The sequence below is a fragment of the Sphingopyxis sp. EG6 genome (assembly GCF_003609815.1).
Lineage (GTDB): Bacteria > Pseudomonadota > Alphaproteobacteria > Sphingomonadales > Sphingomonadaceae > Sphingopyxis.
Window position 1 is genome coordinate 2012155 of the sequence record NZ_AP017603.1, and the last position, 26073, is coordinate 2038227.

The following is a 26073-nucleotide window of genomic DNA, read 5'->3' on the forward strand; positions in this document are numbered from 1 at the left end:
CTATATCTCCTTCGTCGTCCAAAATATCATCAATTTTGGACCACTCAGAAGGGGGCAGATCACAAGGACCTCAAGGCGGTTGGCTATCTCCCGGACAGAGCGAGTTACCGACGATTGCTTGCGGAATGGTATGACGCCCTGCTCGCCCGCAGCTTTCTTGACCGCAGTCCAGTCGCCGAGCTCCTGATAGAGACGCGCGATGGCAACACTCTCGTTCAGGAAGAGACCTCCCGTACCAAAAGACATCCGATATTTTGAGCTGCTCGTTTTTCGGATCATCGGTTGGCTCCCCCCGCGTTATGAGCCACCACCTGGTCCGCGTTCAAAAGAACAATTTGCTGATCTTGAGGTGGCCGAGCCGACGGGTCCGTGTCGAGCCCAAGGCGCTTTAGTGCGTAGTACAGGAGCGCGCGCTTGACCGGAATCGTCGCCCTGCCCCGATCCATGGCGTAATCGAGTTCGATTGCCTTTCGTTGACCAACGCTAAGATCGGGGTGGGGGGCGATGATAAGGTCAACGTCACAATGCCAATCGACATCTCGCGAAGCTGCGGCATCGGAAGCCTTGCTCGCCCGCGTTTCACCGATGCGGGACAGGACGAAGTCCTTGAATTCACCGCTACGGACGCAGTGGGCCCGGGCGTGCCATCTGAACCCGTCAAAGACCAAGGCATGCGGCGCGATCCAGCGCCAGGACGGATCCGGCGAGGACATCGATTGATAAAGGACTTCGAGTGCTTCCTTGCGCTTGATCGCGGTCACGACCGCCCGGAGAATGGGGGCAGACACACCGCGGGCAGGTGTTGGCGCGCAAGCAAACCCCGGAACGCTGCCGATCCAGGCATCGTCAGGAGTAATGATCCCGTCAGATATCGACCGGATCTGGGTGAGATACCGCTCGGCGTCAGGCTTATGGAAGATTGGCTTGAAGGAAGAGCTTCGCACATAGGTCCGGGCGCTCTTGTCGTAGACCATGTTGGTCTCGGCCAGGCCCAGATATCTGTTGAGATCGGCTGACGCCTGATTGATCGAAACCCCGAATGTCTCGACGATGTCGCTTCGGTTTACGTGGCCTTCCCAGAACAACCGGAATTCGATGAATTCCAGCCTGCTCTCGACCCCTCTTCGTAATCCTGATTCGACGTCCATGCCCCGTAGCCCCCACAAAAGCTGGACTGACCAGTTTCTGTATGGGCACACCTACTGGACGGATGTAATTAAAGCAATGCGAATCTAATCCGCCAACACGTCAACATGATCCGAGCGCGTGGATGCAACTCCCTCTGTAGACGCGAGAAAATTAAGGACACGTTGCGTTGTCTCGCGCCTGGGTCGACGCCCTCCGCGCAGATCCTGCACGAAACGGGGGTCCCCGACGGCCTGCCTACCAAACATGCTGGCCTTCGTACCACTTCGCGCCAAATAGCCCTCGATCTGGTCCAGGAGCTCCATCGCCTTCGACTCGCTTTCCGCTTGTGTTCTTGTTCTGTTCTTATTAGGAAGGCTTCCTAGAGTCTAGGATCGAATTTCCTAGACGGATGCGATAGGACCTGCAGCGATGGAAGATGCACGCAAAGCCCTGGACGATCTGATCCAGCAACGAGGCTGTAATTACTCCTCGATCTCCCGCCTTCTTGGACGCAACGCGGCCTACATCCAGCAATACATCCGTCGCGGCAGTCCCCGGCAACTGGACGAGCAGGACCGCTCCGTGCTCGCCCGCTTCTTCGGAGTAGACGAGAAGATCCTCGGTGCGCCCGAGCGGCGATCCGGCCCGGTCGTCGAACTGGTCCATGTCCCGGTTCTCGATGTCGAAGCCTCGGCAGGGCACGGCGCTTTGGCCGAAATGGAATCCAAATGCGCGCAGTTCGGGTTCGACGAGAAGTGGCTGCGCCGTCTGACCGCAAGCAAGGCGACGAGCCTTTCGATCATCGCCGTGCACGGGGATTCGATGGAGCCAACGCTGCATGACGGCGATGAAGTCATGGTCGATCTCAACGATGGACAGTCGCGGCTGCGCGACGGGATCTATGTGCTGCGCATGGACGACATGCTCAGCGTCAAGCGGGTCGCAATCGAGCCGCAAGGCAAGCGGGTCTCGGTGCTCAGCGACAATCCGGCCTATCCCAGTTGGCGCGGACTGGAGAAGCGGACGATCAATATTGTCGGCCGCGTGCTTTGGTTCGGCCGCGCGCTTCGCTAGGTAGCTCGCCAATGCTTGCCCTCCTCGCTGCCTCGATCGTCGCTGCCGGCCAGACCTTTACCTGCACACCCACGCATATCTGGGATGGCGACGGGCCCATATGGTGCGCCGAAGGCCCCCATGTCCGCATCGCCGGGATTGCAGCGCGCGAAATGGACGGAACATGCCGGACCAACCAGCCCTGCCCCGACGCGTCGGCTATTGAAGCGCGCGACGCGCTCGTCGATCTTCTTGGCGGCCCTCGAGGGACCATCTCGACAGGGCACGTCGTGGTTGGTGGACCGAGATTGACATGCCGGTCGGAAGGTTCGGCAGGCGGCAACCGGACGGCTGCCTGGTGCCGACTGCCGAACGGAGCCGATCTCTCCTGCTCGATGATCCAGACACGCACAGTGCTGCGTTGGGATCGCTACTGGAAAGGGCCTGCATGCCGCTAGGCCCGGAACTCTGTCTGACAGGCCGTCTTGCCGAAGGCCCCTTCGGACTTGAACTCCATTCGGGCGGCGGGGTGTGGGAGCTCGACACCGGGCGTGGAGCACGCCGGTTGCTCGGATGCGAAGTGGAAGTCTGCGGACGCCGCGCCGGGTTCAACGAGCTCATCTGCGATCAGATCTGGCCAGCAGGGCAACCCCGCCCTCCTCGCTCCAAATTCAATATCGAACTTCTCTTGGCAGGCAGTGTCGTGGGCTACGGTTTGATCGCGTTCTTCCTCGGCCTTGTTGGACGTCTCGGCTGATGCTGAGCGATTGGGAACTCTGGGCTTGTGCCAACAGGGTCCTGAAAACCCATGGTGAAAATGCACCGCTTCATGTCGCCGTGCAGATCGGCGCGCTCGCGCTGGCACAGGACGAGGCGGGCATCGCCACTTGGAAAGCCATCGCCAAACGCGTCGCAGAGCTGATGGGGAAGGATCGCCCGACGCGCCTGCAATAAGCCAGTATTACCTCAGCCACATCTCAATGCTGGTCAGCCCATCGGCGAGAGATCGCCTGGAAAGAGAGTGGACTGAGAGCTACTGCTGGCATTCCCCTCGCCTTCGATCTTCAAACCCTGCATGCGTTCGACCAGGTGGCGCGCGAGATCGACACGAGCATTGCGCTGGGTTCGCGGGTCGTCAGCACCGAGCCCGACAAGCGTTGCTTCGGACGCAACCGCAAGCGCGACCTCGATGTGCGTAAACAGGATCTCATCGGCGATTCGGGACATGGTCGCCATGAGAACAAAAACAGAACTAACAGTCAACCGGTGCCATATGAACCCATGCGGATAGACGCTGCGTCAGATCCCGATTTCGAAGGGCTTGGTGATCGAGCGATCGAGTTCGGGCGGCTCGCGAGCCGGTTCTTGCGAACGATCAGACGCCTTGCCCTTCGCCTGGCCCGTTGCGGCCGCATCGGGCAGCTGATTGACCGTTTCGAGTGCCGAGCGCTTCATTCCCGGATTGCGCTCGACAGCTGCTTCGAGCTTGCCCGCATTGTCGACAAACAGGGTCAGACCATCGCGCAGGCGGGTTATCGTCACCAGAAATGTCTGCTGGTTGGCAAGATTGCGTTCGCGGCTGTCCATGACGGCAATCCCGCGGTCAGAGGTTAGACCCTGCGCCATGTGCGCATTGAGCGCGTAGGCAAGATCAAGACGCTCGAGCATGGGGTCGCGCAGCCCCAGCCGGTGTTCGGCGCCAAGGGAGGTTTTCACCGTAACACCCTTCCCATCAACCGCCACGATGCGCGCCTGATCGGCGTTGAGCAGTCCGCGCTTGTGATCCGTCGCCGTCCAGCGGATGCGGTCGCCGTCGTGGATCTCGAGTGGGCGAACCTCAAACAGGCGTAGTGGATCCTGCTCACCCTGCGGTCGCATCTGGCCCGGCCGGAATTCAAAGCGCTTGCCCCGCTCGTTCTGCAGCATCACGCGTTCGCGGGTCGGATCGGTTTCGACCACTTCATAGCGGCCCTTCTGCAGCCCCTGCCCCCTTTGCCGGCGGTCGACTTCGAGCACCATGCCGGCCGCATAGCTGCGCGCATAGCGCATTTCCTCACGCGTCAGGTTGATGCGCGACAGGACATTAAGCCGCAAAGAACCCGGTCCCAATTCTCCATTGGCCTTGAGCCCGGTCTGAACGGCGTCATTCACCTGTCCGCGCAAATTGCGACCCGAGGCATAGATCGCGGTCACCTCGCGCTCAGCAGGCGAAAGCGATAGCCAGGCCGCCGCGGCGTCGACGGTAGCTGTATCACCTGAAGCGACGATATGCGGACCGAGATGCCGCAAGGCCTCGTCGATATGTCCGCCCTGCGCTGCGTATTGAGCATCGCGTAGCGCCTTATCGCGGGCACGGAGATTGGTGTTCATGGTGGCCGTTTCGACGCCTGCCTTCTGCATGACGTCGAAGGGTTTGCCGGCATCGACAGCGCCCAATTGCTTCCTGTCCCCAATGCTGGCGAAACGGTCGAGCTGGAGCAGATTGGCGAGACGCACGAGCCTTTCCTTGTCGGCATTGCCGACCATCGAGGCTTCGTCGAGCAGCACCGTGGTGCCGCGCAGAGACGCGCGAGCCTCGGCAAGCCTCGCCTGGTCTGCTCCTTCCAGAAGGTCCCGATGTTGGCGCAAGAAGCGCGCGACCGTCATCGACGGAATGCCGGTGTCACGTTCAAGCATCTGCACGAGCGTGTTCTGGACTGCGAGCCCGAGTACGGACCTGCCTTCCTCGCGCAAGATGTCGGCAACGGGTTTGAGGACGGTACTCTTGCCGGCGCCAGCTACGCCTTGAATAGCGACAATTCGGTTATGCGAAGCGAGAAGCAGGCGCCCTGCCCCCTCCTGGCCAGGGTTCAAGGTCAGGCCATATTTGAGCTGAGAGAGCGCCTGTAGCCGCCCTCCGGCCACATCAGCTTCGACCACCGCAGTCCCATGTCCCCGGCCACCTTCGACGGCCGCAATGATGCGCTGCTCGAGCCCGATTGCATCGCGGGTTGTAACAAGATTGCGATCTGCACCCTTGCCTTTTTGCAGGTGGCCCTGGCGAAGTAATTGGTCGACGCGGTGTTCGATATCGTCAAGAGTTGTGGGCAAGGCGAAGCCTAGCGCCGAGCGATATATCTCGGTCCGCGAGAAGGCCGCCTCGCGCTCGCCCAAGTGCCTGATCGCCGATGCGACCGCATGAACGGCCGCGATCTGCTCGGGCGTCCGGCGCCCCATGTCGCGAGGCACAAGCGGGTCGCCCTGACGTAGCCCTAGACGCTCCGCAAAGGTCGCAGCCAAAAGGCGCGCGCGCTGGCCGATCGATCGTACTGAATTTCCAATTCCGGAGACGGAGCCAATGTCGATGGCGGCCCGCGCATTGGCCTGTGAAATGACAAGTCTCGGATCAAAGCCCAACTGTGCTGCTGCCTCGCGCCATTGGTTCACGAGAGCCTGGCGGTCTGCCACCGGCCCTTTGTCCGCCCGGGTCATCAGATTGGCCGCATTGCGCGCCGCGAGGCCTTTGCCTTCCATCGTCGAAAGCTTGTCGAGGATCTCGGCACGGCGCGAACTGAAAGCATCACGAACGGGTTTGGGAACGCCCACCGCTTCGAAATTGCCATGCTTGCCGTATTCCCCAACCTGGTAGCCGAGCTTTTCTACGGCTAAGCGGAAGCGCGCCATGGTCATGGCATTGAGCAGCGTGTTGTGCTCCCAAATCTTGTCATTTCTCAGCGCTCGCCATTTGCCATCGGGCCCCTGGGTTACATTGGCAACCACGGCGTGAAAGTGCGCGTTGGGCTCCTGATTGCGGTTCGTATCGTGCTGGAAAAGCCCGATCACGAGATTGCGCGTCGCGACCACCCGTTCCTTGCCTCGGACCTCCATGCGGGTTTCGGCGAGATTCTTCTCAGCCCAGGCCAGAGTCTCGCGAACGGCAGCGCCATAGGCATCGAGGATACGCCTGTCGCCGCCGACGAGGGCAAGGATGGACCAGCTCTTGGGCATCGAGAATGTGAGGTCGGTGCCGGCGCGATGGGCCCTGTTGTCGCTCCCGACACGGCTTCCATCGGGCAGCATGCCCTTGAGCACGGCCTCGAACTGCGAGGCTTCGATAACGCCTCGCAGTCCAAGCGCCTCCGCGCCTTTGCCAAGCCATTGACCAGATCTCTCGGCATCGGCGCGGGTATAGTAATTGTCGGCGGCAAAGTAGTTGGCAGCGCCGCCGGCGGTACGGACATTGGCGACAGAGAGCATCAGGTCTCACTCCGCCAGACGGCGTCTGCCTCGTGTGTCACAGTTCGAAATCGCCGAGATCGGGCCCCTCTTGCGAAGGCTGATCCTGCTCGGGAACGCCGTCTTCGAGCATGAGCTTGCGGGCTTCTGCCTCTCGCTGGCGCTGGGCTGTCCGGTCGACGGCTTGCGGTTTATCCGAGGGCGGATTGGCACGTGGCAAGTCGCTTCGGCGTCCCTCCTTCACGCTATTCGGTGGATCCTTCTCATCGGGATGATCGCCTTTGCGGAGCGCCGCACTCGTTGGCAGCAACGGACGGGAATTGCGCGGCGTTGCCTTGTGCGCTTCGGGCGGCGATTTTCGCCGATGACCAGACTTGCCTGACGGCTTCCTGGGGTCGTCGGGAATGTCCTTTTCTGCCCGTTTCGCCGCCTGCTGGCGTGATTGCTTGGCATCCGCCTCGACTACCGGCTCTAGCGGAAGGGTACCTTGCTTTGGGACGACAGACTTGCCTGCTCCGTCGTCGTTCGACGAGGGATGTTCGCTCTGATTTGCTGGCGGATTGGCATCTGTCACGCCGCCTTTACTCTTGCCTTCGACTTGCCGGATCGGCTGTCGATCCTTGGCCCGACCGACGAAAACATGTGCAATTCTTTCCCGGTCTATCGGCTTCAGACGGACCGGCGCTGCAGGAAAGCCGTCGGGGAATTTGATGAAGCCTGACAGGCGCGGCAGGTTCATCAACTGGTCGGGCAGCAGCAAAGGCTCGATATGCTTGCGCGGCGTCAGGCTGACGGCGTCGCGAGCATTGTTGTAACCATAGGTGTAGCCCTCTTCCATGTCGCGAACCTGGCGATGACCGATGAAGTCGGAACACCAGGTAGCTGTCTCGCGGTCTGCCGTACCGAGGATCAATTTGGTCCGGGCAAGCGACGCAAGCGTCATCGCCATGTTCTCACCGTAGACCTCCTTGAGCTTGGCGTAGGCATGGATGCCGGTGACGATTGCGCCGCCGAAATTGCGCGCTGTCTGCAGGCCTTTCTCGAGAGCGGGGAGCCGGTGAAGCGCGCCCAGCTCGTCGATGAAGAACCAGCATTTGAGGTCCTTGGTGCGCGGCATCGTCATCAGCGTATTCATTGCCGTATCGAGCCACAGCGTGAGCAGCTGCGCGCACACGCTCATGTCGACGTAGCGCGCGGAGATGAAGACCATCGAGCCACTTCTTTTGGCGTTAGCGCCCTCGTTTTCATGGGCGCCCTCCTCGATCCAATCGCGGACCGAAAAGCGGCGCCCGGAAGTGGGCAGGAGCTTCAGCGCCTTGGCGTTCACATTGAACACTGCCCGGATCGATTCCGCCATGCGCGCGGCTTCAGGAGCAGTCAGGGGATCGGCGATCGTGCCTCGCATCATGGCGTGGACCCGCGAGAGATCAGCGGTCATCAGTTCGCGGGCAAGCGCAGCATTGGTGCCCCGCCCTTCGGCCATCAGCTTGAGGCAGAACTCGACGAACAAGGCACGCGCCGCGATGACCCAGAACTGCGCCTCCCCGCCCCCGTCATGGGGTACGAGGGCTTCCGCTGCCGCCCAGAATTCACCTTCGGTGCGGCATTCGTCGAAGAGGCTCCATTGCGGACAGCGCGCGTCGAGCGGGTTCAGAATGATGTCCCGGTCGGCCTGGTAGAAGTGTTCGATGAAAGCGCCGGTTAGGTCGAATACGACGCAGCGCTGTCCCTTGGCGCGGGCTTCGGCAATCATGTCCGACATGGCTACTGTCTTGCCCATGCCGGTGGTTCCGATGAGCATGGCGTGGCTCTGTTCGAGCCGCCAGGGATAGACAACCGTCGCAAGATGCGAGGGCCGGTATGGAAATGCCGCGGACAGTTCCTTGGGCGAACACAGATGCCATTTCCAACCCATGGCGCTCGAAAGCTCTCGGGCGCGCTCGCGCTGGTTGTGCCCGCGCAGCTCATCGACCAGTTCCGGTAGTGTCACGAGCATGGCCCCGCGCTCATGCTTGCGCTCTTTTGAACGGCTGCCGAAGCGCGCTGCGAACCAGTAGAACAACACGAAGGCCGGCACGAGAAGCAAGGCCGAACGCACCAGAGCATCGCCCAGCAAGTCGAGCAGATGATTCCACGCACGGATCACCGGCGGATAGGCATCGAGCATGATGATGGGGATCTGGACGGTTCCTCCGAACCCCGTTTCGAGTGCGACCTGTTTGGCCGGATCGAACTCCATGAAGCCGTAGATGGCGGCATAAATGCGCATCCAGACGAGGTAGGATTCGTGATCGCTCAGCCCTGCCGAAATGGTCCACCAGCTAGTCCAGGAAATGCCGATGGCGGCGATGATCAGCGGCCCCTTGAGGCCTGCTGCAAACATGAAGCTGAAGTGCCCAAGCAACTGACTTCCGCGCGTGAAGTTGACGAGGTTACGCTTCATCGGAACCTCCCTCGCCGGCGTTTGCGGTGAGCCCCAGTTCCTTGCATTTGCGCGCGTAGGCCTGATGGGCTCGCTCACGCAGACCGTGATCGGCATGCCCTGCGAGAAGGGCATCGACACCGACCATCGTGAACACCGCTTGACGGCTGATGCGGTCGACCGATGTTTCGAGCTTCGATGCAAGATCATCATTTTCGCATGCCTGCGAAAGCAGCGACCGGATCCATTCGCTGACGCTGATATCGCGCCGCTTGGCTGCAGCACGAACCCGCTCAGCGAGCTCGACGGTGACATGTACTTGGAGAGATTTTGGCCGTGTCATGCACGGACTCCTTGTGGTCAGGAGCCCGGAACGCACTGCGAAAGGCGTGTGTTGTCTAAATCAGAAATGAGAACATGTCAAGAACGCTCGTAATGCGCAGGAATGCGCCATTCTTGGGTGCTTTCAATCGAATCCGATTGACGAATTGGCGACTATTCATTTCTGATTGAGAAGCAGCCATTTTTGCCAAAATCAATCAACACACTGTCTTTACACTCTTTTTTACTGCCTCCCGCTTGCGATTTGTCGCGTACGGTGTGCTCTTCCGTCCCCAGCTTAGAGGGTAGGTCCCAGTGTCATCACCAGCACGGGATCGGCGGTTTTGAAATCCCAAGACCAAGGGACGAAGACGATGCCGCTCGATTGCCGATTGTGTTAAAGATCGATCGAGTCCGCCGGCAGGAAGAATGGTGTCGCGGGCATCCCACCGGGAGCATGGCTATGGCGGACGTAACACTGAGCGCGACACCCAAAGGCAATGGTTTCCAGGCAACCGTGACCTATTCGAGCGGCGTGTCGATCAGTTCGGCAGAAGCCTTTCCGACGAAGGCAGAAGCCATTTCAGCAGCGGCCATGAAGGTGCTCGACATGCCCGATCGGCTGGAGAAATTTGATGCGTCGGACGCCGAGGACTGATGTTGCACGGAATGCTCGCGCGATGCCTACGGGAGCGACAATACGGGACCCGAGCATAAAGAAAGGAGGAAGCCCTGACGGACTTCCTCCTTGTGTGTGGCATCAGAATTCATCGCTCAGCTTTCCGGGCACTGTGTCGATTACCCGGTCCAGCATGGCCTTGGGCAGTGCGCCGTAATCGCCCTCATCGACCGCGATGTAACCTGCCTCACCATCGGTCAGGACATATTGGGTGAAGTAGCTGTGAAGGGACCGGGCATGAGCCTTGTCGAGTGCGGCAACAAAAGCTGCCTGATCTGCCTGGAATGAACCCTGCGCGATATTCAGTGAAGCGTACATGATCTTTCCTCCTGATGTTCGATGCGTCGCATCAGGAGCTGCGAGGATGTGGGTGACGGGCCGGGTCAGGGACCGCGCATAGCGCGGCCGCGAAGCGGCGATGGGGGAAACGATTTTTGCCGGGCTTGCCCGGTAAAAATGGTGGGGCCCCGTCGTCCTTGACGCGGCCCCAAAGCCCGCATCACACTTGGTCTTTCTGCGAGAGAGACCTCTCCAACGTCAGCGAGAAAAGCACTGGCATCGCGGCAAAAACCGTTTTCCTACATGGCCCCATGCTGGCACTGTCGCGCGTGGAGGGGACCAACGGCCAGCGAAAGGACAATCTGATGGCCAGGTCCAAACCGAGCGCGCGCAATGCGCTCAAAAAACTGCACGAGCAGCGCGAAGAACTCGATGCACAGGAGGCCAGGCTCCGCGAGGAAGCGGCAGGCGAACTGGGCAAGGTTCTTCTCGAATGCGGAGCCGAGACTATCGAACCTGCGCAACTGAAGCAGCTCATCCGCGCATCGCTCACCATCGGGATCGACGATGCTCTCAAAAGGCTCTCCCCCGCCTGACACTTCAACCGCGGCGGGGTGTGGGCTCGATGCCCCGCCCCGCCGCTTACGTCAGAGAACACAAAAAAGGCTCCGATGGCGCGAACCATCGGAGCCTTGTCGTTTGCGGGAGGCACTCAGTCCTCATCGATGTCGGGCGCACCTTCATTGTTTGATGTCCGGCCCTTGGTGAGGAAGTCCACCTTGTCGGCGATGATCTCGCAGCCGTAGCGCTTGGTGCCGTCCTGGTCTTCCCACTGCGTATAGTGGATGCGCCCCTCGACCGTCACGAGCTGGCCCTTGGTGCAATACTTGGCGACGTTCTGGCCGAGCCCATTGAAGCAGGTCACGCGGTGGAATTCGCTGTCCTTGGCGGTGTAGCCGTTTTCGTCCTTGTAGGTCTTGCCATCCTTGCGGGCGGGACGGTCGGTGACGACCGAGATCGAGGTGATGTTGGTGCCGCCCTGGGTCGTGCGGGTTTCGGGGTCGCGGGCGATGCGGCCAACGAGGATTACGAGATTGGTCATGGTCTTTCTCCTGATCGAGCATTCCGGGTCCATCCCGGCTGCAAACCCGACTAGGAAGCGGCCACGGCGAAGCGCACCGAAGGGAAACCTCGATCTGGTTCGGGTGGTGCGGGCAGCCGGGCGCAGCCCGGCAACTCGGCCGGACCTGATCGGGGTTGCGCGTCTCGACGGGGATGCTTCAGGAAAGGTTTGCTTACAGGCCGGGTTGGTCCCGAGTGCCTTGCACAGTCCAAGCCATGACTTTTCGTACTATCGGGATGCGACGTGCCCCCTGACCTCACCTGCCTTCAAAGGCGACATCATATCTCGACTACGAAAGCTCGTCCCGAAGCCGACGAATGACCTCCTGAAAACGCACCGCCAGCACCAATCTCCACAGTGCCAAGCGGTATAGGCTCGTCCAGACGGTGCCCCCGCAACATCCAGTCTTGGGGCGTGATTAGGCGCCCCCAATCCGCAAAGGAAGGAATCGCACCCAAGTCCTCGCGGACGTGCTGCTCGCCTACAAGGCGAACAGGCACGACACGGTTGTCGGCGTTGACGATGGTAGGCCCGAACAGCGTTTCGAGCATGAAAATGCCTTCGGCATGGTGCCGAAGGGCCCGGTGCCGCGGATCAGCAAAGATCGCCTTCGACTGGTCAAACCATTGGTGGAGCGGCAGGTAGTCTTCCTCCACCCCTCCCCATTTCCGGACCGACGATAGGGCGTGATAGTAGCAATGAGCCATCGCACCTCTCCTAGAGATCAGTCGAATGGTCGTCGGTCGCCGTGTAACGCAGCTGGCAGTCCAGAACGAAACTCGGCGTAGCCACTTCGATCATCAGTTCGCCGCAGGCACCATCATTGATTTCCCATCCGGGATGATGGCGTTCGAGAGCAAGGTAAGTCAGTTGCTCGAGGGCGGAATTGAGGCTCTGGTCGTCGCCTTCTCCGGCACAGGCGATCGTCACTTCGGGACACGGAACACTTGCCCCGACGGCGTCAGAGAAGACGCATTCTTCGACCGCACCGCTGTCGCCGCACCCATCGAAACGGATTTCTACACGGGCAATTTCGGCATTGCGCAGCGGGGCAATGATAGCTGCCTTGAGCCGCTGGATTTCACTTTGTGCCTGTGCCGCGCGCTCGGCCTGGCGGACAGCAAAATTCGCCATGATCGCCTGAAAATCAGTCATCAGATTTCTCCTGAGATGTGGGGGCAAGCACCGATCGTCTTGCCCACGAGAACAGGCGAATTCTTTCCTCTGAAGGGCTGCGCCAGCGCCGATGGCGCTGGCGCGATGCCGGACGCATCAGTCGGTGTCCTGAGCCGCGCGCTTGGGAGAAGTTCCAAGCGGACCGCGGCGATCAACGACGGTAATCCGACGGGATTTGGCTTCGATGACCAAGCGCTCCAGGACCCCGTTTCCGGGAAAGGCGACGACATAACGGGGGTCGAGCGAGAGCATACGCTCGTTGCGCTTGAAGCCTGCGCGCGCGCCTAGGCGCGTGTCGAGGGAGAAGCTGATTTGCGGGATGTTGCGTCGTTCCGCCCATGAAGATGCCAGACGGTCAACGCCCTTGGTATCTCCGCCGTGGACAAGCACCATGTCAGGAACCCGGTCGTGGACCTTGTCCAGAGTAGCCCAGACATTGTTGGCAAAGGTGAGTGCGTCCTGCTCGTTTGGATGGCGTGTGCGGCCACCGGCAAAGATCACCGGCGTACCTTCTGGCATGGCGGCGCGGCGCTTGGCTTCAGACCGGGCTCGGACGAACTCGCGGCCCTCGACAAGCGCGGAAGTCAGCATGGCGCTGTGATTGAAGCGCGAACTCGACACGGGCTTCCACGAGGAGCCGAATTCGTTGAGATAGAGGGCAGCGGCCACTTCGCGCATCTCTTCGAGAGCGATCATGGCCCCTTCAGCACACTGCGCACGCTCAATCTGGGTCTCGAGTTCATGGGTATGAATTTCGGATCCATCGGCAGTAGCCAGGAGCGCTCGGACTTCATCGGTTGCGCGGTCGACTGCGGTCGATTTGCGGGTCGCGGAACGGTGAAAGATGTTGACGAACGCCCAGCCGAGGTCCTCGGCATCGGCCTCCAGCGCAGTCCCAGAGACCATCGCAAATAGATCGGACCAGACGGCTTCGAGCGTCTGGACTACCGCATCGTGGACCGGAAAATCATTGGCGGAAACCGGGGCAGGACCAATCGAAAAACCGGAAAGATCGAGGCCGGCAAGTTGGTCTGAAAATGATGAGTGCATGGGTATTGTCCTCCTGACTGGCGTGAGGCTGATGCACCCGCTCATGGCTGCGCCAGCGAGAGCCCGTCAGGGCCAGCTGGAGGCAGTCTCCGCACCCGACAGGGGAAACCTGCTTGGGCAGGCTGGCGCGGGCAGGCCAACGGCCCACAGGGCCGGGCCAACTCGGGCCTGCGCAAGCCGGGTTGCGGAAGACTGGCGGCTGGCCCAGGGCCTTTCTCGCATGGCTTCAGACCATGAGTGCAAAAGCAAGCTTCGTCAGGGAGGACAGGCAGCTCGCCACGGTCAAAGTGACTGACGCATTCAGGCCACCCGCTTTGCGTAAACACCTTCACCGTTCGACATGTGACCGAGGCAGACGTAGTCGCCGAACAACGCTTCAAAACGCGGGGCGATCTGGGACAGCCAGCGTTGTGCTCTGGGCGATCTGGCCGTGCGCCAATCGGCATCCCAATAGGCGCCATCGTCACGCTCGACGATCCATACCGCAACCAGGCCGGCGTAAACCGACACGCCGAAATCCGCATAGGCATTGCGCATGAGGATGCGGTCTTCGCGGCCTCGCCAACCGTCGTGCGCGATCAGAGAAGGGAATGCCTGCCCTGCGCGCTCACGCAGATCCTCGCGGAGCCACTCATATTCGAAGTCCCAGTCGTCGTCATTTTCGACTTCGAGCACAGTGAAGGCGACAATGGCCCCGCTGGGGTAACTGACCGATCGGCCCATGACACCCTCCTTCAGGCGGCCAACGCAGCGTCGGCAGACGCTTCGTCGGTATCATCGGCAGAGATCCGTCCTCCGAGTCTGAGCAAAAGCCTTGATGCTTCCTCAGCCTTCGCGGCAGCGGTGAGAATGGCACGGTCATCCTGCTTCAGGAGCTTGAGCCAGTGCTCGATATAGCTGGCATGGCTATCGAGGTGGGTGACTGGCAGACCGAGTTCAGCGCCAAGCATGGCGCTCGAGAGTTCGGCAATGAGTTCCTCGGCGGCGTAAGCTGCAGAACCAAATCGATTCTTGAGATTGCGGTCGAGGCGACTGGCATGGCCGGTCCAATGCGACAGTTCGTGCGCGAGCGTCGCGTAATAGTGATCGAAGCCCGAGAAGAGATGCGCGGGCGGCATTGTCACCCGGTCAGCCACTGGCTCATAATAGGCTTCGTCGCCCTGATGACGCAGGACGGCCGGAATACTGGCAAAGAATGAGTCGAGTTCAGCCTGACGGCCCTCGGGCTCCACCACCTCAAGCGTCGCGGCGGGATGGAAACGTTCCGGAAGACCTTGGACCTGATCGGCATTGAAAACCGGATAGGCCTTCAACACGCGACGACTTTCGTCGGTTTTTTCGCCGGTGTCAGGGGCTTCGACTTCCTTGGTGTAGCTCTTGTAGAAGATGGCGATGGTGGATTTTTCACCCTTGCGCACCTGTGCGCCCAATTCTTTGGCCTGATTGTAGGTCATCCAGAACGGCGAGGCGTAACCGCACATGTCGGCAACCATCCAGAGCCAGAAGACATTCATGCCGCGATAAGGGATGCCGCACGCCCGCAATGGGCGCGAGACTGGCACACCGCGCCACGGCTTGATCCACGGCTTCGTGCCGGACTCGAGGCGGGCGATGATTTCCTGGGTGATACGGGTAGCAGGCGACACTCCGCCGCTTTGTCCCTTGCGATAGGCCATGTTGGATCTCCTGAAATGGCCTGACGACAGTTCCGTCGGTCAGTGCCGGAGATCCCGGAGCCCCCTCCGCTCTCTTTCCATGAAGGAAGCGGCCCCCCGGCATGTGCCGGAGGACCGCTTCACGGTGGCGAGCAGCCGTTCCTGTCAGGAGGAGGTCAGGCGGCCAGCTCGCTCGGCGGCTGATTGTCGTCGTTGGCGACGAAATCCGCGTCGGGACTTTGCGCTTCGTTATCGGCAGGAATTTCCGGCTGGTCGGCAAAGCGCATGACTTCGGGCACCCAGGCGAGCGCCCTCTCCCGAACTTCGACCTCGGTAATGTAGGTCCCCGCGAAGACGCGCTCGGCGCTCATCGCGAGATCGCCCTTTTTCACCGATGCGAAGCGCGAGGACAGTTCCAGGCCGCCGACATCGGTGAGCGCATCGAGAATGACCTGCTTCGAGACACGGTCGAAGTAGTTCGCCGCAGTCGGACGCCACCATTGCGCCATGTCGATGCCGATCGTGCTGCCCAGATGATCCTGGAACGCGATCTGACGTTCGCCTGCCATGTTGAGGCTCGCCTCGAGCGTGCGAGCGACGACGAAGCCGAGCCATGCTGCGCGACTTTCATCAGCGAGTGCCCGAAACATCTTGAAGCGCGACGAAGCGTCTTCGCCAGATCGCCAACTCTCATCGAGACCCGAGCGCAGGTCCGCAAGGGACGCGCTTGCCGGCGCATCCTTCGCTTCGAACCCGACAATCGGACCCGCGGGGACGCCGCCACGCAGGGTCGTGGCCGCGCGTGACCGCCAGTCGTGGGTGTCGGCATCCGCGAGGGTGAAGACCATGATGTCGAGCGAAAGGCCGGGATCCGATGCCACGTGGAGCGCGAGCACGTCACGACGTTGCATCGCAAGTTCGTCGACCAGACGCTTGGAAAGCGCTGCACGGCGTTTGCCATCACTGCCGGCACTCGCAACAACTTCGACGACATCTTCGTCACCAACGACTTCGATGTCGCGTTCGCCGTAGAACACCGGCTGGAGAACCGGTGTGCCGTCGCGCGAGAGAACGAGGATCATTCCGGCATCGGCCTTCAGTTCGGGTGCCAGCTCCGGGGGCTTTGCCCGAATGTCCTGGCATTCGCGCTCGATTGCTTCGATCGTCGCCTCGGCCGCAGCAATTGCTTCTTCGGCGCTGTCTTCGTCCTCAAGAATGGCCGCATGCTCATCGTACGAGGCATCGAGCTCGTCAAGGCGGGCCAATTCGGCGTCAGTCAACGGAGCCGGCTCGGCCGGAAGGCGAATAAGACCTTCGACGAGATCGTGACTGGCATAGGCGTCAAGCGTCGGCTTGACCCAGGCAAGGCCCTGCTCTGCTGCGAGCGACTGGGCGCGTTTCTCCATCTCCTCCGAGGCGAGGGTTTCCAGAAGCGCGACATCAACCCAGGACTCGCTGTCATCGTCGTCGAAGAGTTCGCGTTCGATCCGGCCACCTGCAGCGATATAGGCGTCGCGACCGACAAGACGGGCTCGAGCATCGCTGCCGCGAACCGTGCCGGACAGCACCATGCGCCGGATACTGTCGGCGCTGGGCGCATAATAGCCCGAAGACGCCTGCTCATAGACGCGAGCCTGAATTTCCTGGTCGGAGGTCGCGCCGAACGCTTTCGCAAGATCGAGAGTGATTTCACCGGATGCCAGAGCATCGAAGACGACAGGCGCGAGGGTCGCGAGACGCAAACGGCCTTCGACGAAGCGGACCGTCAGCCCGAAGCGGCGCGCGACATCGTCCGTCGAGGCACCAGCATCAACAAGGGCAGCGAACGCCTGCGCTTCATCGGCTGGGTTCATCGCAAGGCGATGGAAGTTTTCGGCCAGACTCGTTTCGACGGCTATTTCCGCATCGTCCTCAAGCACAAGGCAGGTAACCTCGTAGCCCTTTGGCAGGACTTTCTCTTCGGCAAGCGCCAGCAAGGCGCAACGACGGCGCTCTCCGGCTTCGACCTCGAATTTGCCACGAGCCGCAGGCCGAACGATGAGGTTCTGCAACAACCCATGGGCTGCAATGCTCGCTTTCAGTTCGGAATCCGCGGCTGGGTCACCGTGACGGCGCACATTGCGAGGGGACTGGATCAGCTTGGTTAGCGGGATCGACTTGATCATAGGACATACTCCTGATTGCGAGCCCAAGCACCGACTTTCGACGCTCATTCGGCTCAATCAGAAGCAAGCCCCCTTCCCTCTCTTATGACTCTGGTCGGACCATTCCTTATTCAGCAACATCAAGTCAGGACGAGTTGTGCCTTGGTTGCCGGTACATTCCCTATCGCCGCCCAGCACATGCAATCCACGACTTTTCGACGGGAGTTACGACTGGTTCATTGCTCTCTTTGTGTTCAGAATAGCGGACGATAAACTGATTTGCATCTGGGCGTAGGCGAACCTAGCAACGCACCAGTTCTTTCATAAGATCGACGATCCAGTCGTAATAGCTGGATGGCTTCATCGAATTCCTCACAAGCCTTGCAACGCTCGCGCGGTTGGGGATGGTGGACCGGCGCTGAGATCCAAGACGGGATAAACTCGCGCTTGTCGTGAGCGCTGTATAAGAAGGGTTTGGCAAAAAAATACATCATCACGAGCGACCCTGGCCTCACTCGACGGTTGATTTGGGCTGCCGCGCCCGTAAGTTTCCTCCATGGATAGATCCCCTAACCTCAAGGTATCGAAGTCAAAAACCTACTTCGAACTCCTTATCATCATGAACGTCCTTCTTCTTGCCGCTTCAGCAGCCCTCTTGATCAACCAGTCCGCTCCGGTCGCCGAACCACGCGTCGTCACTGCGCGAGGCGATCTTGGCGCAGATGAACGTGCGACAATCGACCTGTTCCGGAACGCACGCGAGTCCGTCGTCTTCATATCGACGCGGCAGCGTGTGGCCGATTTCTGGACACGCAATGTCTATAGCGTGCCGCGCGGTTCCGGCTCGGGTCTCGTATGGGACGAGGCCGGCCATATTGTCACAAATTTCCATGTCATCGAGGGCGCCTCCGAAGCGCAAATCCAGCTTGCTGACGGTCGCCAGTTTTCCGCCACGCTGGTCGGTGTTAGCCCACAACACGATCTTGCTGTCCTGAAAATAGGCGGTGCGGGCTTCACTGCGCCCGCGCGGGTGCCAATCGGGACAAGCAGCGACCTGCAGGTCGGACAGAATGTTTTCGCAATCGGAAACCCGTTCGGACTGGACTGGACCCTGACCAAGGGCATCGTTTCGGCGCTGGATCGTTCGCTGCCGAATGAGAATGGTCCCGACATCCGGCACCTCATCCAGACCGATGCCGCCATAAATCCCGGTAATTCGGGTGGTCCGCTGCTCGATTCCGCGGGCCGACTGATCGGGATCAATACAGCGATCTATAGTCCTTCCGGGGCATCGGCCGGGATCGGCTTTGCCGTGCCGGTCGATACGGTCATGCGCGTTGTGCCGCAGCTCATTTCCGAGGGGCGCTATACGCGGCCCAGCCTTGGCGTTGAAAGCGATGACGATATAAACGACCGGCTCAAGCGCGCCTCGGGGATCGAAGGGGTTTTCGTCCTGCGGGTGGATCCCGGGTCCTCGGCGGATCGCGCCGGTCTGGTTGCTGCGCAGCGTACGAGGCGCGGTGTCGCTCCTGGAGACATCGTTACCGCTCTGAACGGCAAACCCGTTTCCAGAGTCGGCGATCTGCTCGCCCGGCTAGACGATTTTCGGGTCGGACAAAGCGTCGAACTTACGCTGATGCGCGGCGGCGAAGAGCGAATGGTCAGGCTCGAACTCGAACCGGGAAGCTGATGCACGAAGAAGGGCCGGTCCCATCGGTGAGACCAGCCCTCCTGTCTGCCATTAACCGGCGTTGATCGGGATCGTCTTGCGTCCATGTGCCGCTTCTGCGGTACGCGGAACCGTAACGGTCAGAACACCATTGCGGAAGGCCGCCTCGACCTTGTCCTCATCGATCTGCGAAGGCAGGCCGATGCGACGCTCGAAGCGGCCATAGCTGCGTTCGGAATAGCCGCGTTCCTCGTCGCTGGTTTCGGACTTCTTTTCGCCCCGGATCACCAGTTGGTGATTGTCCAGGCTGATTTCGATGTCCTTTTCCTCCATGCCCGGCAGCTCGGCCGTGACATGGATTTCCTTGTCGTTCTCCGACAGCTCGACCCGCGGCAAGCCAAGGCTGCGCCCGATGGACGGCAGCGAGGGCATGGAAAACCCGCGAAACATGTCGTCGAACAAGCGATTGATATCCCGATGAAGCGACATCACCGGATGATCGACCCGCTCCTCCTGCCGGGGAGCGATGTCCTGGCCCTGGCTTTTCCAGGGAATGAGATCGCGAATAGCCATCTCGACATTCCTCCTATTTTCCGACTGGTTCAGGCAAAGCTTCGTCAAGCGGGGCAGGTGCGGTGGCACCCACCCCGCCGAGGATTTGCCCGATGATTTGGACTTAGGCCGCCTTGTCTTCGGGCAGCTGCGGCGTGTCGTCATTGACATGCTCGCGGCTTCCGATGGCGATTTTGCGCCGCTTGAGCGATTCCGGGACGATCCGCTGGAGCGAAATCGTCAACATGCCGTGCTCGTAATCCGCATCGCGCACTTCGACATAATCGGCCAGCTGGAACCGGCGCTCGAACGCGCGGGCAGCGATACCGCGGTGAGCGAATTCAACACCGTCTTCGTCCTTCTCGATCTTCTGACCGGAGATGACGAGCTGGTTCTGCTGTGAAGTGATGTCGATTTCGTCCGGACGGAAGCCGGCAACCGCCAGAGAGATCCGGTAGCTGTCCTCGCCGGTGCGAACGATGTCGAAGGGTGGGTAGCCATCCTGCGTCTCGGCGCGGAAGCTGTTCTCGAGCGCATCGAAGAGCCGGTCGAAACCGACCGTCGAGCGGCGATAGGGGGTCAAATCAAATGCAGTTCTCATTTCCAAATCCTCCTTGTTGAGCAATCTGGGCATGAGAGGCGCCGGGAACCAAGAGCCGACGCCCTCTGTCCAACCGGCATACCAATGAATTTCGTCGTAGGGGCTGCAACATGTCTTGCCATCTGGTGGTCCTACCTTTGAAAAGTGTCAGGAGAATTCTTGAGGTCCCCGCTAACGTTGAATGTACACATAATCAGAGCGCATTGAGCGGTAGCTTGAGGAAGCGTATTCCTTTTGACGTGATGGCGTGGACGCGTGAAGCGATCTGCAGTACCCATTTTTGCGTACATTGATTCGCAAAACACGATTGGGGAATGCTTTTCATGCAAGCAAGAGCCCTGGAAGCATTCCCCCGCCGGTTGCTCCTTGCAGGCGATCGCGCCAGACAACAGCGTGCACAACACCTCATCGCAGGATAAGAGCGCATGGCAATCTTCATCAGCCTGTCAGTCACAGACAAAACTACATCGAAACAGGATGCGGCAACCGTGCGCACGGCGTTGCTGGAGGAAGCTGTCGGGGCCCTTCAACCAATTTTCGGTGCACGAGGAGCATCTGCTACCCGTATTCAGGCTGTTCTTGGTCGCTCGCCGGACAAAGATGCGACATTCAGCCTGTCGGTGCATTTGCATTTGCCGGGCCAGAGGATCGTGGCCGTTCACAGTAAGGGAGACGATCTGCGTTCATTGGCCAGGGACGTCATCGACAAGCTAACATCTGCTACTCGCAGGCATTTGGAAAGACTGGCCCATGGTACCGAATTCGCCCGCAAAAGGCGGCGCGAGCGTCTCTACGAGATCACAACCGGGGCCGATCAGCGTCCTGAAAGGGAGCGCAGCCTGGTAGAGGCGAGACTGGCCGAAATCCGGCCCAAGTTGGAAACAGCTGCCAGGCGTGAATTGGCCTATCTGCGTGCCGTGAGCAAACTTCCAACCGGCTATCCCGAAGTCGCCGATATCGTTGACGAAGCCATCATGCGCGTCATTGCGAGCGATCATGGGGTCGTGGATGCCGGGGAATTACAGATTGCCGCCTTGCGCGAACTCTTCGCGGTGATCGACGCGGAAATCGCCGCTCAGCAGATTTCGATGTCGGCTATACCGCTAGACAGCGAAGTGCCTCAAGATGCAGAAGATGAAGCGGAGGCTATGGTCGAAGAGGAATTTTACGAATTCTATCAGCCCGACGACCATGTCACTTTGGCCGATGTCCTGCCAGTTGAGCTCTCGCAGACCAAAGTCGCGCTCGATGAGGTGCACGTTGCAGGCGTGGTCGCGGCTCTGCGCGACCTGCCGAATCTCTGGCGCAGGGTGTTCGTCTTGCGCCAGCAAGATCTCTTCGCACCGAAGCAGGTTTCGGAAGTGGTCGACCGCGCGCTCGATGAGATTGAAGATATTTTCGAAAAGGTATCCGCCTTTCTGGATGCGCGCCTCGCCGAGTGGGGTGCCGACTCGTGGGAAGAAATTTTCCGAAGCAAAGGTTGACGCTGCTGCCGTCAGGCACCGATGCGCACCGGGGTATGAACATTCCTGAAACTACGTCGTTTAGCTGGATGATATTTTCAATCGCGGTGATCGCTGCGATTGCCACGGCCAGCCACGCGATCATCCACAAGCGCGACCCGCGATCGGCGACCATCTGGCTGCTAGCGGTTGCTCTTGTCCCTCTAGGCGGCTCACTTTGCTACCTTTTATTTGGGATAAATCGGGTTAACCGCAAAGCAATGCGGCTACGCACGGCTCGCCCAGCGAAAAGCGAACTTTCCAATCTAGGTTCGGCGGCCAAGGATTTGCCGCCTCATCTGGCCAGTCTTGCGCGTCTCGGGGGAACCGTGTCAGGCAAAGAACTGTTGCCCGGAAATCGTTGCACCCCCCTTTTTGGGGGCACAGAGGCCTACCCGCAAATGCTTCAGGCGATTTGCGAAGCGAAGCATTCTATCGCCCTTGCCTCGTACATTTTCGAGGGCAAGGGGATCGGGGCGCTTTTTGTCGATACCCTCGCGCAAGCGCGGTCGCGCGGAGTGAGCGTCAAGGTCCTGATCGATGATGCTTATGCCAGGTTATCCAACTCGGACGCCTTCGGAGCGTTGCGGCTTCACGGTATTGATGTCGCCCTTTTCAATCCCCCTGTGATACCGGCACGTCTGCACGGGTTGCATCTGCGCAACCATCGCAAACTGCTCATCGTTGACGGGTACCGGGGCTTTACCGGCGGCATGAACATCCATAGGCCCTATTGGTGTCCCAAGGCCCCGGAAAGCGCTTTCCGCGATCTGCACCTTGAGGTTTCGGGTCCGGTCGTCGGGCAAATGCGGGAGACCTTCGAGCGGGACTGGTACGACAGCAAGGAAGTAGAGCTGGACGAAGGCTTCTGGGCTGGCAAATCTGGCAGTCCGATCACCGACGGAGTTAGCCTTGCGCGCGGGGTAGAATCCGGGCCTGACGAAACGCTGGACCGGATGCGATGGATTTTTATAGGCGCAATCAATGCCGCTCAGAAAAAGATTTCCATTCGCACCCCTTATCTCCTGCCTGATCAGCCTACTATTGCCGCGCTGGGCGCAGCCGCTTTGCGAGGGGTTCGGGTCGAGATCGTGGTCCCGCAAAACAGCGACCATCTGTTCGTGCAATGGGCATCTAAGGCGCATTACTGGCAGATAATCGAACACGGTGTCTGCATTTATGAGCGCCCCGGCCCGTTCGATCATGGCAAGCTGATGATAATTGACGATGCCTGGGTGTGTGTCGGCTCCGCCAACTGGGATGCGCGTAGCCTGCGCCTGAACTTCGAATTCAACCTGGAAATTTACGATCGCAGGCTGGCACTGGAGCTTGGTGACGATTTCGCCCGAATCAGGTCTGCGTCGAAGAAAGTGAGGCCGACCGACCTGTCTGACATGCCGTATTTCGTGAAACTGCGAAATGGCTTTGCGCGGCTGTTTTCGCCGATCCTTTGAAACTGGCGGAACGCGATAATGGAAGAACTCTTTTTTTCTGTGTTCATTCTCTTTGTTTCCATCCTGGTGGCCGGCTTGCTGTTTCATCTCATGAAGGCTCCAACGATCCTTGGCTATATTGCTGTCGGTATTCTTCTGGGGTCCTCAGTCACCGGATTGTTTCCCGATGGTCCGGCGCTGGACTTCATGGCCGAGGCAGGCATTATCCTCCTGCTGTTCATGGTAGGCTTGGAATTTTCGCTTACCGAATTCTGGAGCGACAAGGGCAAAATACTGAAGGCTGGCGCGCTGCAGGGGTTTCTTGTGGGGCTGCCCGTGGGAAGCCTCGTTTGGTGCCTGGGGTGGGGAATCGCGCCCGCGATCTTGCTGGGCGCATCGGTCGCAATGTCCTCGACCGCATTGTCGGCAAAGCAGTTGGCAGACCAGGGGGAATTGACCACCCGGCACGGGCGTGTGGCCATTTCGGTGCTGGTCTTTCAAGACTTGGCGGCCATTCCACTACTTGCCATGCTCGCGATCTGGCAGTCTGGTGGACAGCCCGGTCTGGTCGAGATATCGCTCGAAGTCCTCAAGGTCCTGGCAATCTTCACCGTCGCGCTGGCTTTGGCGAGGCCTGTGCTCCACTGGCTGCTGATGGCAATCTATCGGCGCGGCAATTCCGAGCTGCTGGTCCTTGCCGCTCTCGCGATTATTGCCATGGCAGCGGAATCCGCCCATCTCGCCGGAGCTTCCGCTGCTCTGGGTGCATTCCTGGCGGGACTTATTTTGGGTGAAAGCGATGTCCGGCACCGGATCGAGGAAGACTTGCGGCCTTTTCGGGACGTTTTCGCTAGTATTTTCTTCGTCTCGATCGGCTTGCAGCTGGACCTGAGCCAGCTTGGGAGCAGTCCGCTGGCGGTCCTTGCCTGGCTATTGGTTCTCCTTCCTGCAAAAGCATCGCTGAATTTTATCGCACTGAAGATATCCGGATCCTCTGCGCGTGATGCGCTGCAGACGGCTGTAATTCTGGCGCATGGTGGGGAATTCGGACTTTTGCTCCTTTCCGGAGCTCTTACCGCTTCGCTGATATCGACCGAATTGGGCCAGCCACTGCTGCTAGCGCTTGTCGTTTCGATGGGCCTTGGGCCAATTCTTTTCCGATCTTCGGAAACCATCGCGCGGAACCTCTGCGGCGGGAAATCCAGAATGACCAATCTACCGCAAACCGAGGAGGTGGAAGTCGCTCGCGAAGTCAGGGCTTGCATCAATCACATCGTTTTCTGCGGCGCGGACAACCTTGCGCGATCAGCGGCGAGAGCGGTGAGACTGGCAGAACTCGACTTTGTGATGATCGAACCAGATTTGAGACTTTATTTGACCGCGCGCGAAGAAGGGCTGCCAGTCATTCTCGGCGACCCGGGTCGCACCGCTACGCTCGAGGCGGCGCGCGCAAACGTCGCGGCGGCAATCGTGATAACGAAACCGTCTTCGCAAAGGCAAAACCGGATTGTAGACTGGTTTCTCGAAGGAAACGCTCACGGGAAAATCGTCTTGCTCGGCACATCTCAGGATAGGGATGAGACGATGCACACCGACCAGCGGATCCTGCAGTTAGACCCGGAGCTATATCTGGGAATGGATTTGGCACGTCTGGTACTGTCTGCTGTCGATCTTCCTAAAAATGAGATCGAGAAAATTTCCTGCACCTTGACTTCCGATGCTGCAGACCATGCTTGATGTCTGCCCTGCGCGCGAATTTACAATGAGCGGCAAGGCCTTATCTGTCGTGCCAGTCGTCGGCTAGCCATGGATCGGGCTGTACGTTTGCAAGCGGGAGGTCGCTCAATTCCTTGCGTAATGTGATGGTATGAGCATGGACATTATGCGCACCATTGCGCCTCATGATGTTGATTGCGCGTTGCTCCTCATCCGCATTATCCACCCTGACAAAAACTGCAATGCCGCCGCGATTTATATCATGCTCGATTGCATCGGCATCATCCCGCGTCAGCAAATTCTTGCGAACAAGTTTGGCCAACATCGCTCCTATTCCGCCGCCAGCAGTACATGCCGCAAGTGCAAGCGGAATTGCACCTCCTGAAGCTATGATGGGTACTCCGGCTGCTAAGGCACCGGTCGCAATCAAGGTTCCAAAAACGGTTCCGGTGACCGTGGCATGTTCATCCCTGGTCGTTAGGCGCCGCCTCGGAGTCTCGGGGTTATCGACGACCGCGCCCGGATCGGGATAGGTCAGGCCGAGTTTTTCGATGACCGTATTCCAATCGGCCATGAGGGATATGTCATTGCGGTCCACCCCTGCGGCAACCAGTTGTGTTGCCATTTCTTCAAGAGCGTTGTGATTGTAAACAATTCCAACCACTTCCCGGATTTCAACCGTGTCGACTGTTTGATCATCCTCCCGATCGGACATATTCTGCGTGCTTTCTCATCGTTGGAAGCGCAAAAGCAAGTCTTTCACGCAAATCATATTACGAGACCAGATTTGAAGCGCTTGTGCTTAGCCGGTGGTCGGTATTTCCGGGCGGTCTGGGCCCGCCCCGACAAGGGGTTATGCCTTGTTGACCGAAATCTTCTTCATCAAGGATCGTGCTTCGGCCGACTGCGGTATTGAAATGGTCAATACGCCGTTTTTCAGATCGGCCTTGGCGTCATCGGTGTCGAGACCCGGGGGCAGGGGAATGGCGCGATAGATTTGCCCGTAGGCCCGCTCGGAGAGGAAGTATCCTTGCTTTTCCTCCTGCCGCTCGACCTTCTTTTCTCCTTTCACCACCAGCATGTCGCCCGAAATTGAAAGATCGATGTCAGCCAAATCCATGCCGGGCAACTCGATCGAAATTTCGACTGCATCGCCTGCCTGGACTACATCCGATTTGGCTTCATTATCCTGCCACGGCAAATCGAGGTTGCCGATCTTCTCGACAAACTTATCGACAAGCGCGTTGATGTCACGTTTGAGAGAGTGATGCGCATCTTCCTGCTCAGCATTCGATACGGGCTGGCGCGGGTTCTCCGAGCGCGTCCATGGCACAAGATCCTTGATCTTCATCATC

At 59.5% G+C, this 26073-nt stretch carries 28 protein-coding genes; 10 read left to right on the plus strand and 18 right to left on the minus strand.

Going from position 1 to position 26073, the window contains the following annotated elements; translation table 11 throughout:
• Positions 1–279 carry a BrxA family protein gene (locus SPYCW_RS09845; protein ID WP_232014661.1) on the minus strand — a complete coding sequence of 93 codons (279 nt, stop codon included), beginning with the start codon at positions 277–279 and terminating at the stop codon, positions 1–3.
• Positions 276–1148 carry a WYL domain-containing protein gene (locus SPYCW_RS09850; RefSeq protein WP_120216633.1) on the minus strand — a complete coding sequence of 291 codons (873 nt, stop codon included), beginning with the start codon at positions 1146–1148 and terminating at the stop codon, positions 276–278. Before SPYCW_RS09850 ends, SPYCW_RS09845 begins: the two co-directional genes overlap by 4 nt.
• Before the next feature lie 409 nt (positions 1149–1557).
• Here SPYCW_RS09850 and SPYCW_RS09860 point away from each other — a divergent pair, with 409 nt between their 5' ends.
• The 4 genes from SPYCW_RS09860 to SPYCW_RS09875 are packed head-to-tail and all read left to right on the plus strand — an operon-like array spanning position 1558 to position 3135.
• The gene (locus tag SPYCW_RS09860) at positions 1558–2202 is read left to right on the plus strand and encodes a S24 family peptidase (protein WP_007011047.1); all 645 of its coding nucleotides are present in this window, start codon (positions 1558–1560) and stop codon (positions 2200–2202) included.
• Positions 2203–2213: 11 nt separating this feature from the next.
• Positions 2214–2639, plus strand: a complete 426-nt coding sequence (locus SPYCW_RS19290; protein WP_120216635.1) for a thermonuclease family protein — start codon at positions 2214–2216, stop codon at positions 2637–2639.
• Positions 2630–2938 (plus strand): DUF5818 domain-containing protein, encoded by a 309-nt coding sequence (locus SPYCW_RS19155; protein ID WP_197715688.1) that lies wholly within the window; start codon positions 2630–2632, stop codon positions 2936–2938. The genes SPYCW_RS19290 and SPYCW_RS19155 overlap by 10 nt, the downstream gene beginning before the upstream one ends.
• Positions 2938–3135: a DUF6961 family protein gene (locus tag SPYCW_RS09875; protein WP_120216636.1), complete on the plus strand. Its 198-nt coding sequence runs from the start codon at positions 2938–2940 to the stop codon at positions 3133–3135. The genes SPYCW_RS19155 and SPYCW_RS09875 overlap by 1 nt, the downstream gene beginning before the upstream one ends.
• Before the next feature lie 33 nt (positions 3136–3168).
• On the opposite strand, the gene SPYCW_RS09880 is transcribed toward SPYCW_RS09875, so the two are convergent.
• The 4 genes from SPYCW_RS09880 to SPYCW_RS09895 form a co-directional block, all read right to left on the minus strand.
• A complete protein-coding gene (locus SPYCW_RS09880; protein ID WP_120218233.1) occupies positions 3169–3408 on the minus strand; it encodes a hypothetical protein in 240 nt (79 codons plus the stop codon).
• A gap of 72 nt (positions 3409–3480) precedes the next feature.
• On the minus strand, positions 3481–6417 hold the full coding sequence (gene mobF / locus SPYCW_RS09885; RefSeq protein ID WP_120216637.1) for a MobF family relaxase: 2937 nt from the start codon (positions 6415–6417) through the stop codon (positions 3481–3483).
• 37 nt (positions 6418–6454) lie between these two features.
• Positions 6455–8839 carry a type IV secretion system DNA-binding domain-containing protein gene (locus tag SPYCW_RS09890; RefSeq protein ID WP_120216638.1) on the minus strand — a complete coding sequence of 795 codons (2385 nt, stop codon included), beginning with the start codon at positions 8837–8839 and terminating at the stop codon, positions 6455–6457.
• Positions 8829–9161, minus strand: a complete 333-nt coding sequence (locus tag SPYCW_RS09895) for a ribbon-helix-helix protein, CopG family (protein ID WP_120216639.1) — start codon at positions 9159–9161, stop codon at positions 8829–8831. The genes SPYCW_RS09890 and SPYCW_RS09895 overlap by 11 nt, the downstream gene beginning before the upstream one ends.
• Positions 9162–9602: 441 nt before the next feature.
• On the opposite strand from SPYCW_RS09895, the gene SPYCW_RS09900 reads away from it, so the two are divergent.
• Complete coding sequence (locus tag SPYCW_RS09900; protein WP_120216640.1) at positions 9603–9797, plus strand: hypothetical protein; 195 nt, start codon at positions 9603–9605, stop codon at positions 9795–9797.
• A gap of 102 nt (positions 9798–9899) precedes the next feature.
• Here the strand turns inward: SPYCW_RS09900 and SPYCW_RS09905 are convergent, their stop codons facing one another.
• The gene (locus SPYCW_RS09905; RefSeq protein ID WP_013832744.1) at positions 9900–10136 is read right to left on the minus strand and encodes a hypothetical protein; all 237 of its coding nucleotides are present in this window, start codon (positions 10134–10136) and stop codon (positions 9900–9902) included.
• 272 nt (positions 10137–10408) lie between these two features.
• Between SPYCW_RS09905 and SPYCW_RS09910 the strand changes: the two genes are divergently transcribed.
• On the plus strand, positions 10409–10693 hold the full coding sequence (locus tag SPYCW_RS09910; protein WP_232014662.1) for a DUF6437 family protein: 285 nt from the start codon (positions 10409–10411) through the stop codon (positions 10691–10693).
• A gap of 116 nt (positions 10694–10809) precedes the next feature.
• On the opposite strand, the gene SPYCW_RS09915 is transcribed toward SPYCW_RS09910, so the two are convergent.
• The 7 genes from SPYCW_RS09915 to SPYCW_RS09945 all read right to left on the minus strand — a co-directional run bounded on the left by SPYCW_RS09915 (position 10810) and on the right by SPYCW_RS09945 (position 17266).
• On the minus strand, positions 10810–11199 hold the full coding sequence (locus SPYCW_RS09915; RefSeq protein ID WP_041558850.1) for a single-stranded DNA-binding protein: 390 nt from the start codon (positions 11197–11199) through the stop codon (positions 10810–10812).
• A 299-nt stretch (positions 11200–11498) separates the two neighbouring features.
• Positions 11499–11927, minus strand: a complete 429-nt coding sequence (locus SPYCW_RS09920; protein WP_120216641.1) for a DUF6915 family protein — start codon at positions 11925–11927, stop codon at positions 11499–11501.
• Positions 11928–11937: 10 nt separating this feature from the next.
• Complete coding sequence (locus tag SPYCW_RS09925) at positions 11938–12375, minus strand: DUF6878 family protein (RefSeq protein ID WP_120216642.1); 438 nt, start codon at positions 12373–12375, stop codon at positions 11938–11940.
• 117 nt (positions 12376–12492) lie between these two features.
• Positions 12493–13446 carry a DUF2493 domain-containing protein gene (locus SPYCW_RS09930; RefSeq protein ID WP_015459197.1) on the minus strand — a complete coding sequence of 318 codons (954 nt, stop codon included), beginning with the start codon at positions 13444–13446 and terminating at the stop codon, positions 12493–12495.
• A 300-nt stretch (positions 13447–13746) separates the two neighbouring features.
• Positions 13747–14169 (minus strand): hypothetical protein, encoded by a 423-nt coding sequence (locus SPYCW_RS09935; protein ID WP_015459196.1) that lies wholly within the window; start codon positions 14167–14169, stop codon positions 13747–13749.
• Positions 14170–14180: 11 nt separating this feature from the next.
• Positions 14181–15122 (minus strand): ArdC family protein, encoded by a 942-nt coding sequence (locus tag SPYCW_RS09940; protein WP_120216643.1) that lies wholly within the window; start codon positions 15120–15122, stop codon positions 14181–14183.
• A gap of 155 nt (positions 15123–15277) precedes the next feature.
• Complete coding sequence (locus tag SPYCW_RS09945; protein ID WP_120216644.1) at positions 15278–17266, minus strand: ParB/RepB/Spo0J family partition protein; 1989 nt, start codon at positions 17264–17266, stop codon at positions 15278–15280.
• Between the two features lie 535 nt (positions 17267–17801).
• Here SPYCW_RS09945 and SPYCW_RS09950 point away from each other — a divergent pair.
• On the plus strand, positions 17802–18935 hold the full coding sequence (locus SPYCW_RS09950; protein ID WP_120216645.1) for a S1C family serine protease: 1134 nt from the start codon (positions 17802–17804) through the stop codon (positions 18933–18935).
• Between the two features lie 51 nt (positions 18936–18986).
• Here the strand turns inward: SPYCW_RS09950 and SPYCW_RS09955 are convergent, their stop codons facing one another.
• Both SPYCW_RS09955 and SPYCW_RS09960 read right to left on the minus strand, forming a co-directional pair.
• Entirely contained in the window at positions 18987–19487 is a 501-nt protein-coding gene (locus SPYCW_RS09955; protein ID WP_120216646.1) for an Hsp20/alpha crystallin family protein, read from the minus strand.
• 103 nt (positions 19488–19590) lie between these two features.
• Entirely contained in the window at positions 19591–20100 is a 510-nt protein-coding gene (locus tag SPYCW_RS09960) for an Hsp20 family protein (RefSeq protein ID WP_172595468.1), read from the minus strand.
• A gap of 392 nt (positions 20101–20492) precedes the next feature.
• Between SPYCW_RS09960 and SPYCW_RS18820 the strand changes: the two genes are divergently transcribed.
• Genes SPYCW_RS18820 through SPYCW_RS09975 form a run of 3 tightly spaced genes read left to right on the plus strand, consistent with a single transcriptional unit; the run spans position 20493 to position 24739 of the window.
• Positions 20493–21551, plus strand: coding sequence for a hypothetical protein (locus SPYCW_RS18820; RefSeq protein ID WP_145985972.1), 1059 nt, complete (start codon positions 20493–20495; stop codon positions 21549–21551).
• Positions 21548–23023, plus strand: coding sequence for a phospholipase D-like domain-containing protein (locus SPYCW_RS09970; protein ID WP_232014663.1), 1476 nt, complete (start codon positions 21548–21550; stop codon positions 23021–23023). The genes SPYCW_RS18820 and SPYCW_RS09970 overlap by 4 nt, the downstream gene beginning before the upstream one ends.
• An 18-nt stretch (positions 23024–23041) precedes the next feature.
• Entirely contained in the window at positions 23042–24739 is a 1698-nt protein-coding gene (locus SPYCW_RS09975; RefSeq protein ID WP_120106747.1) for a cation:proton antiporter domain-containing protein, read from the plus strand.
• 40 nt (positions 24740–24779) lie between these two features.
• Here the strand turns inward: SPYCW_RS09975 and SPYCW_RS09980 are convergent, their stop codons facing one another.
• Positions 24780–25433, minus strand: coding sequence for a hypothetical protein (locus SPYCW_RS09980; protein ID WP_120216649.1), 654 nt, complete (start codon positions 25431–25433; stop codon positions 24780–24782).
• Between the two features lie 138 nt (positions 25434–25571).
• Positions 25572–26072 carry an Hsp20/alpha crystallin family protein gene (locus SPYCW_RS09985; RefSeq protein WP_232014664.1) on the minus strand — a complete coding sequence of 167 codons (501 nt, stop codon included), beginning with the start codon at positions 26070–26072 and terminating at the stop codon, positions 25572–25574.
• Position 26073 lies beyond the last annotated feature (1 nt).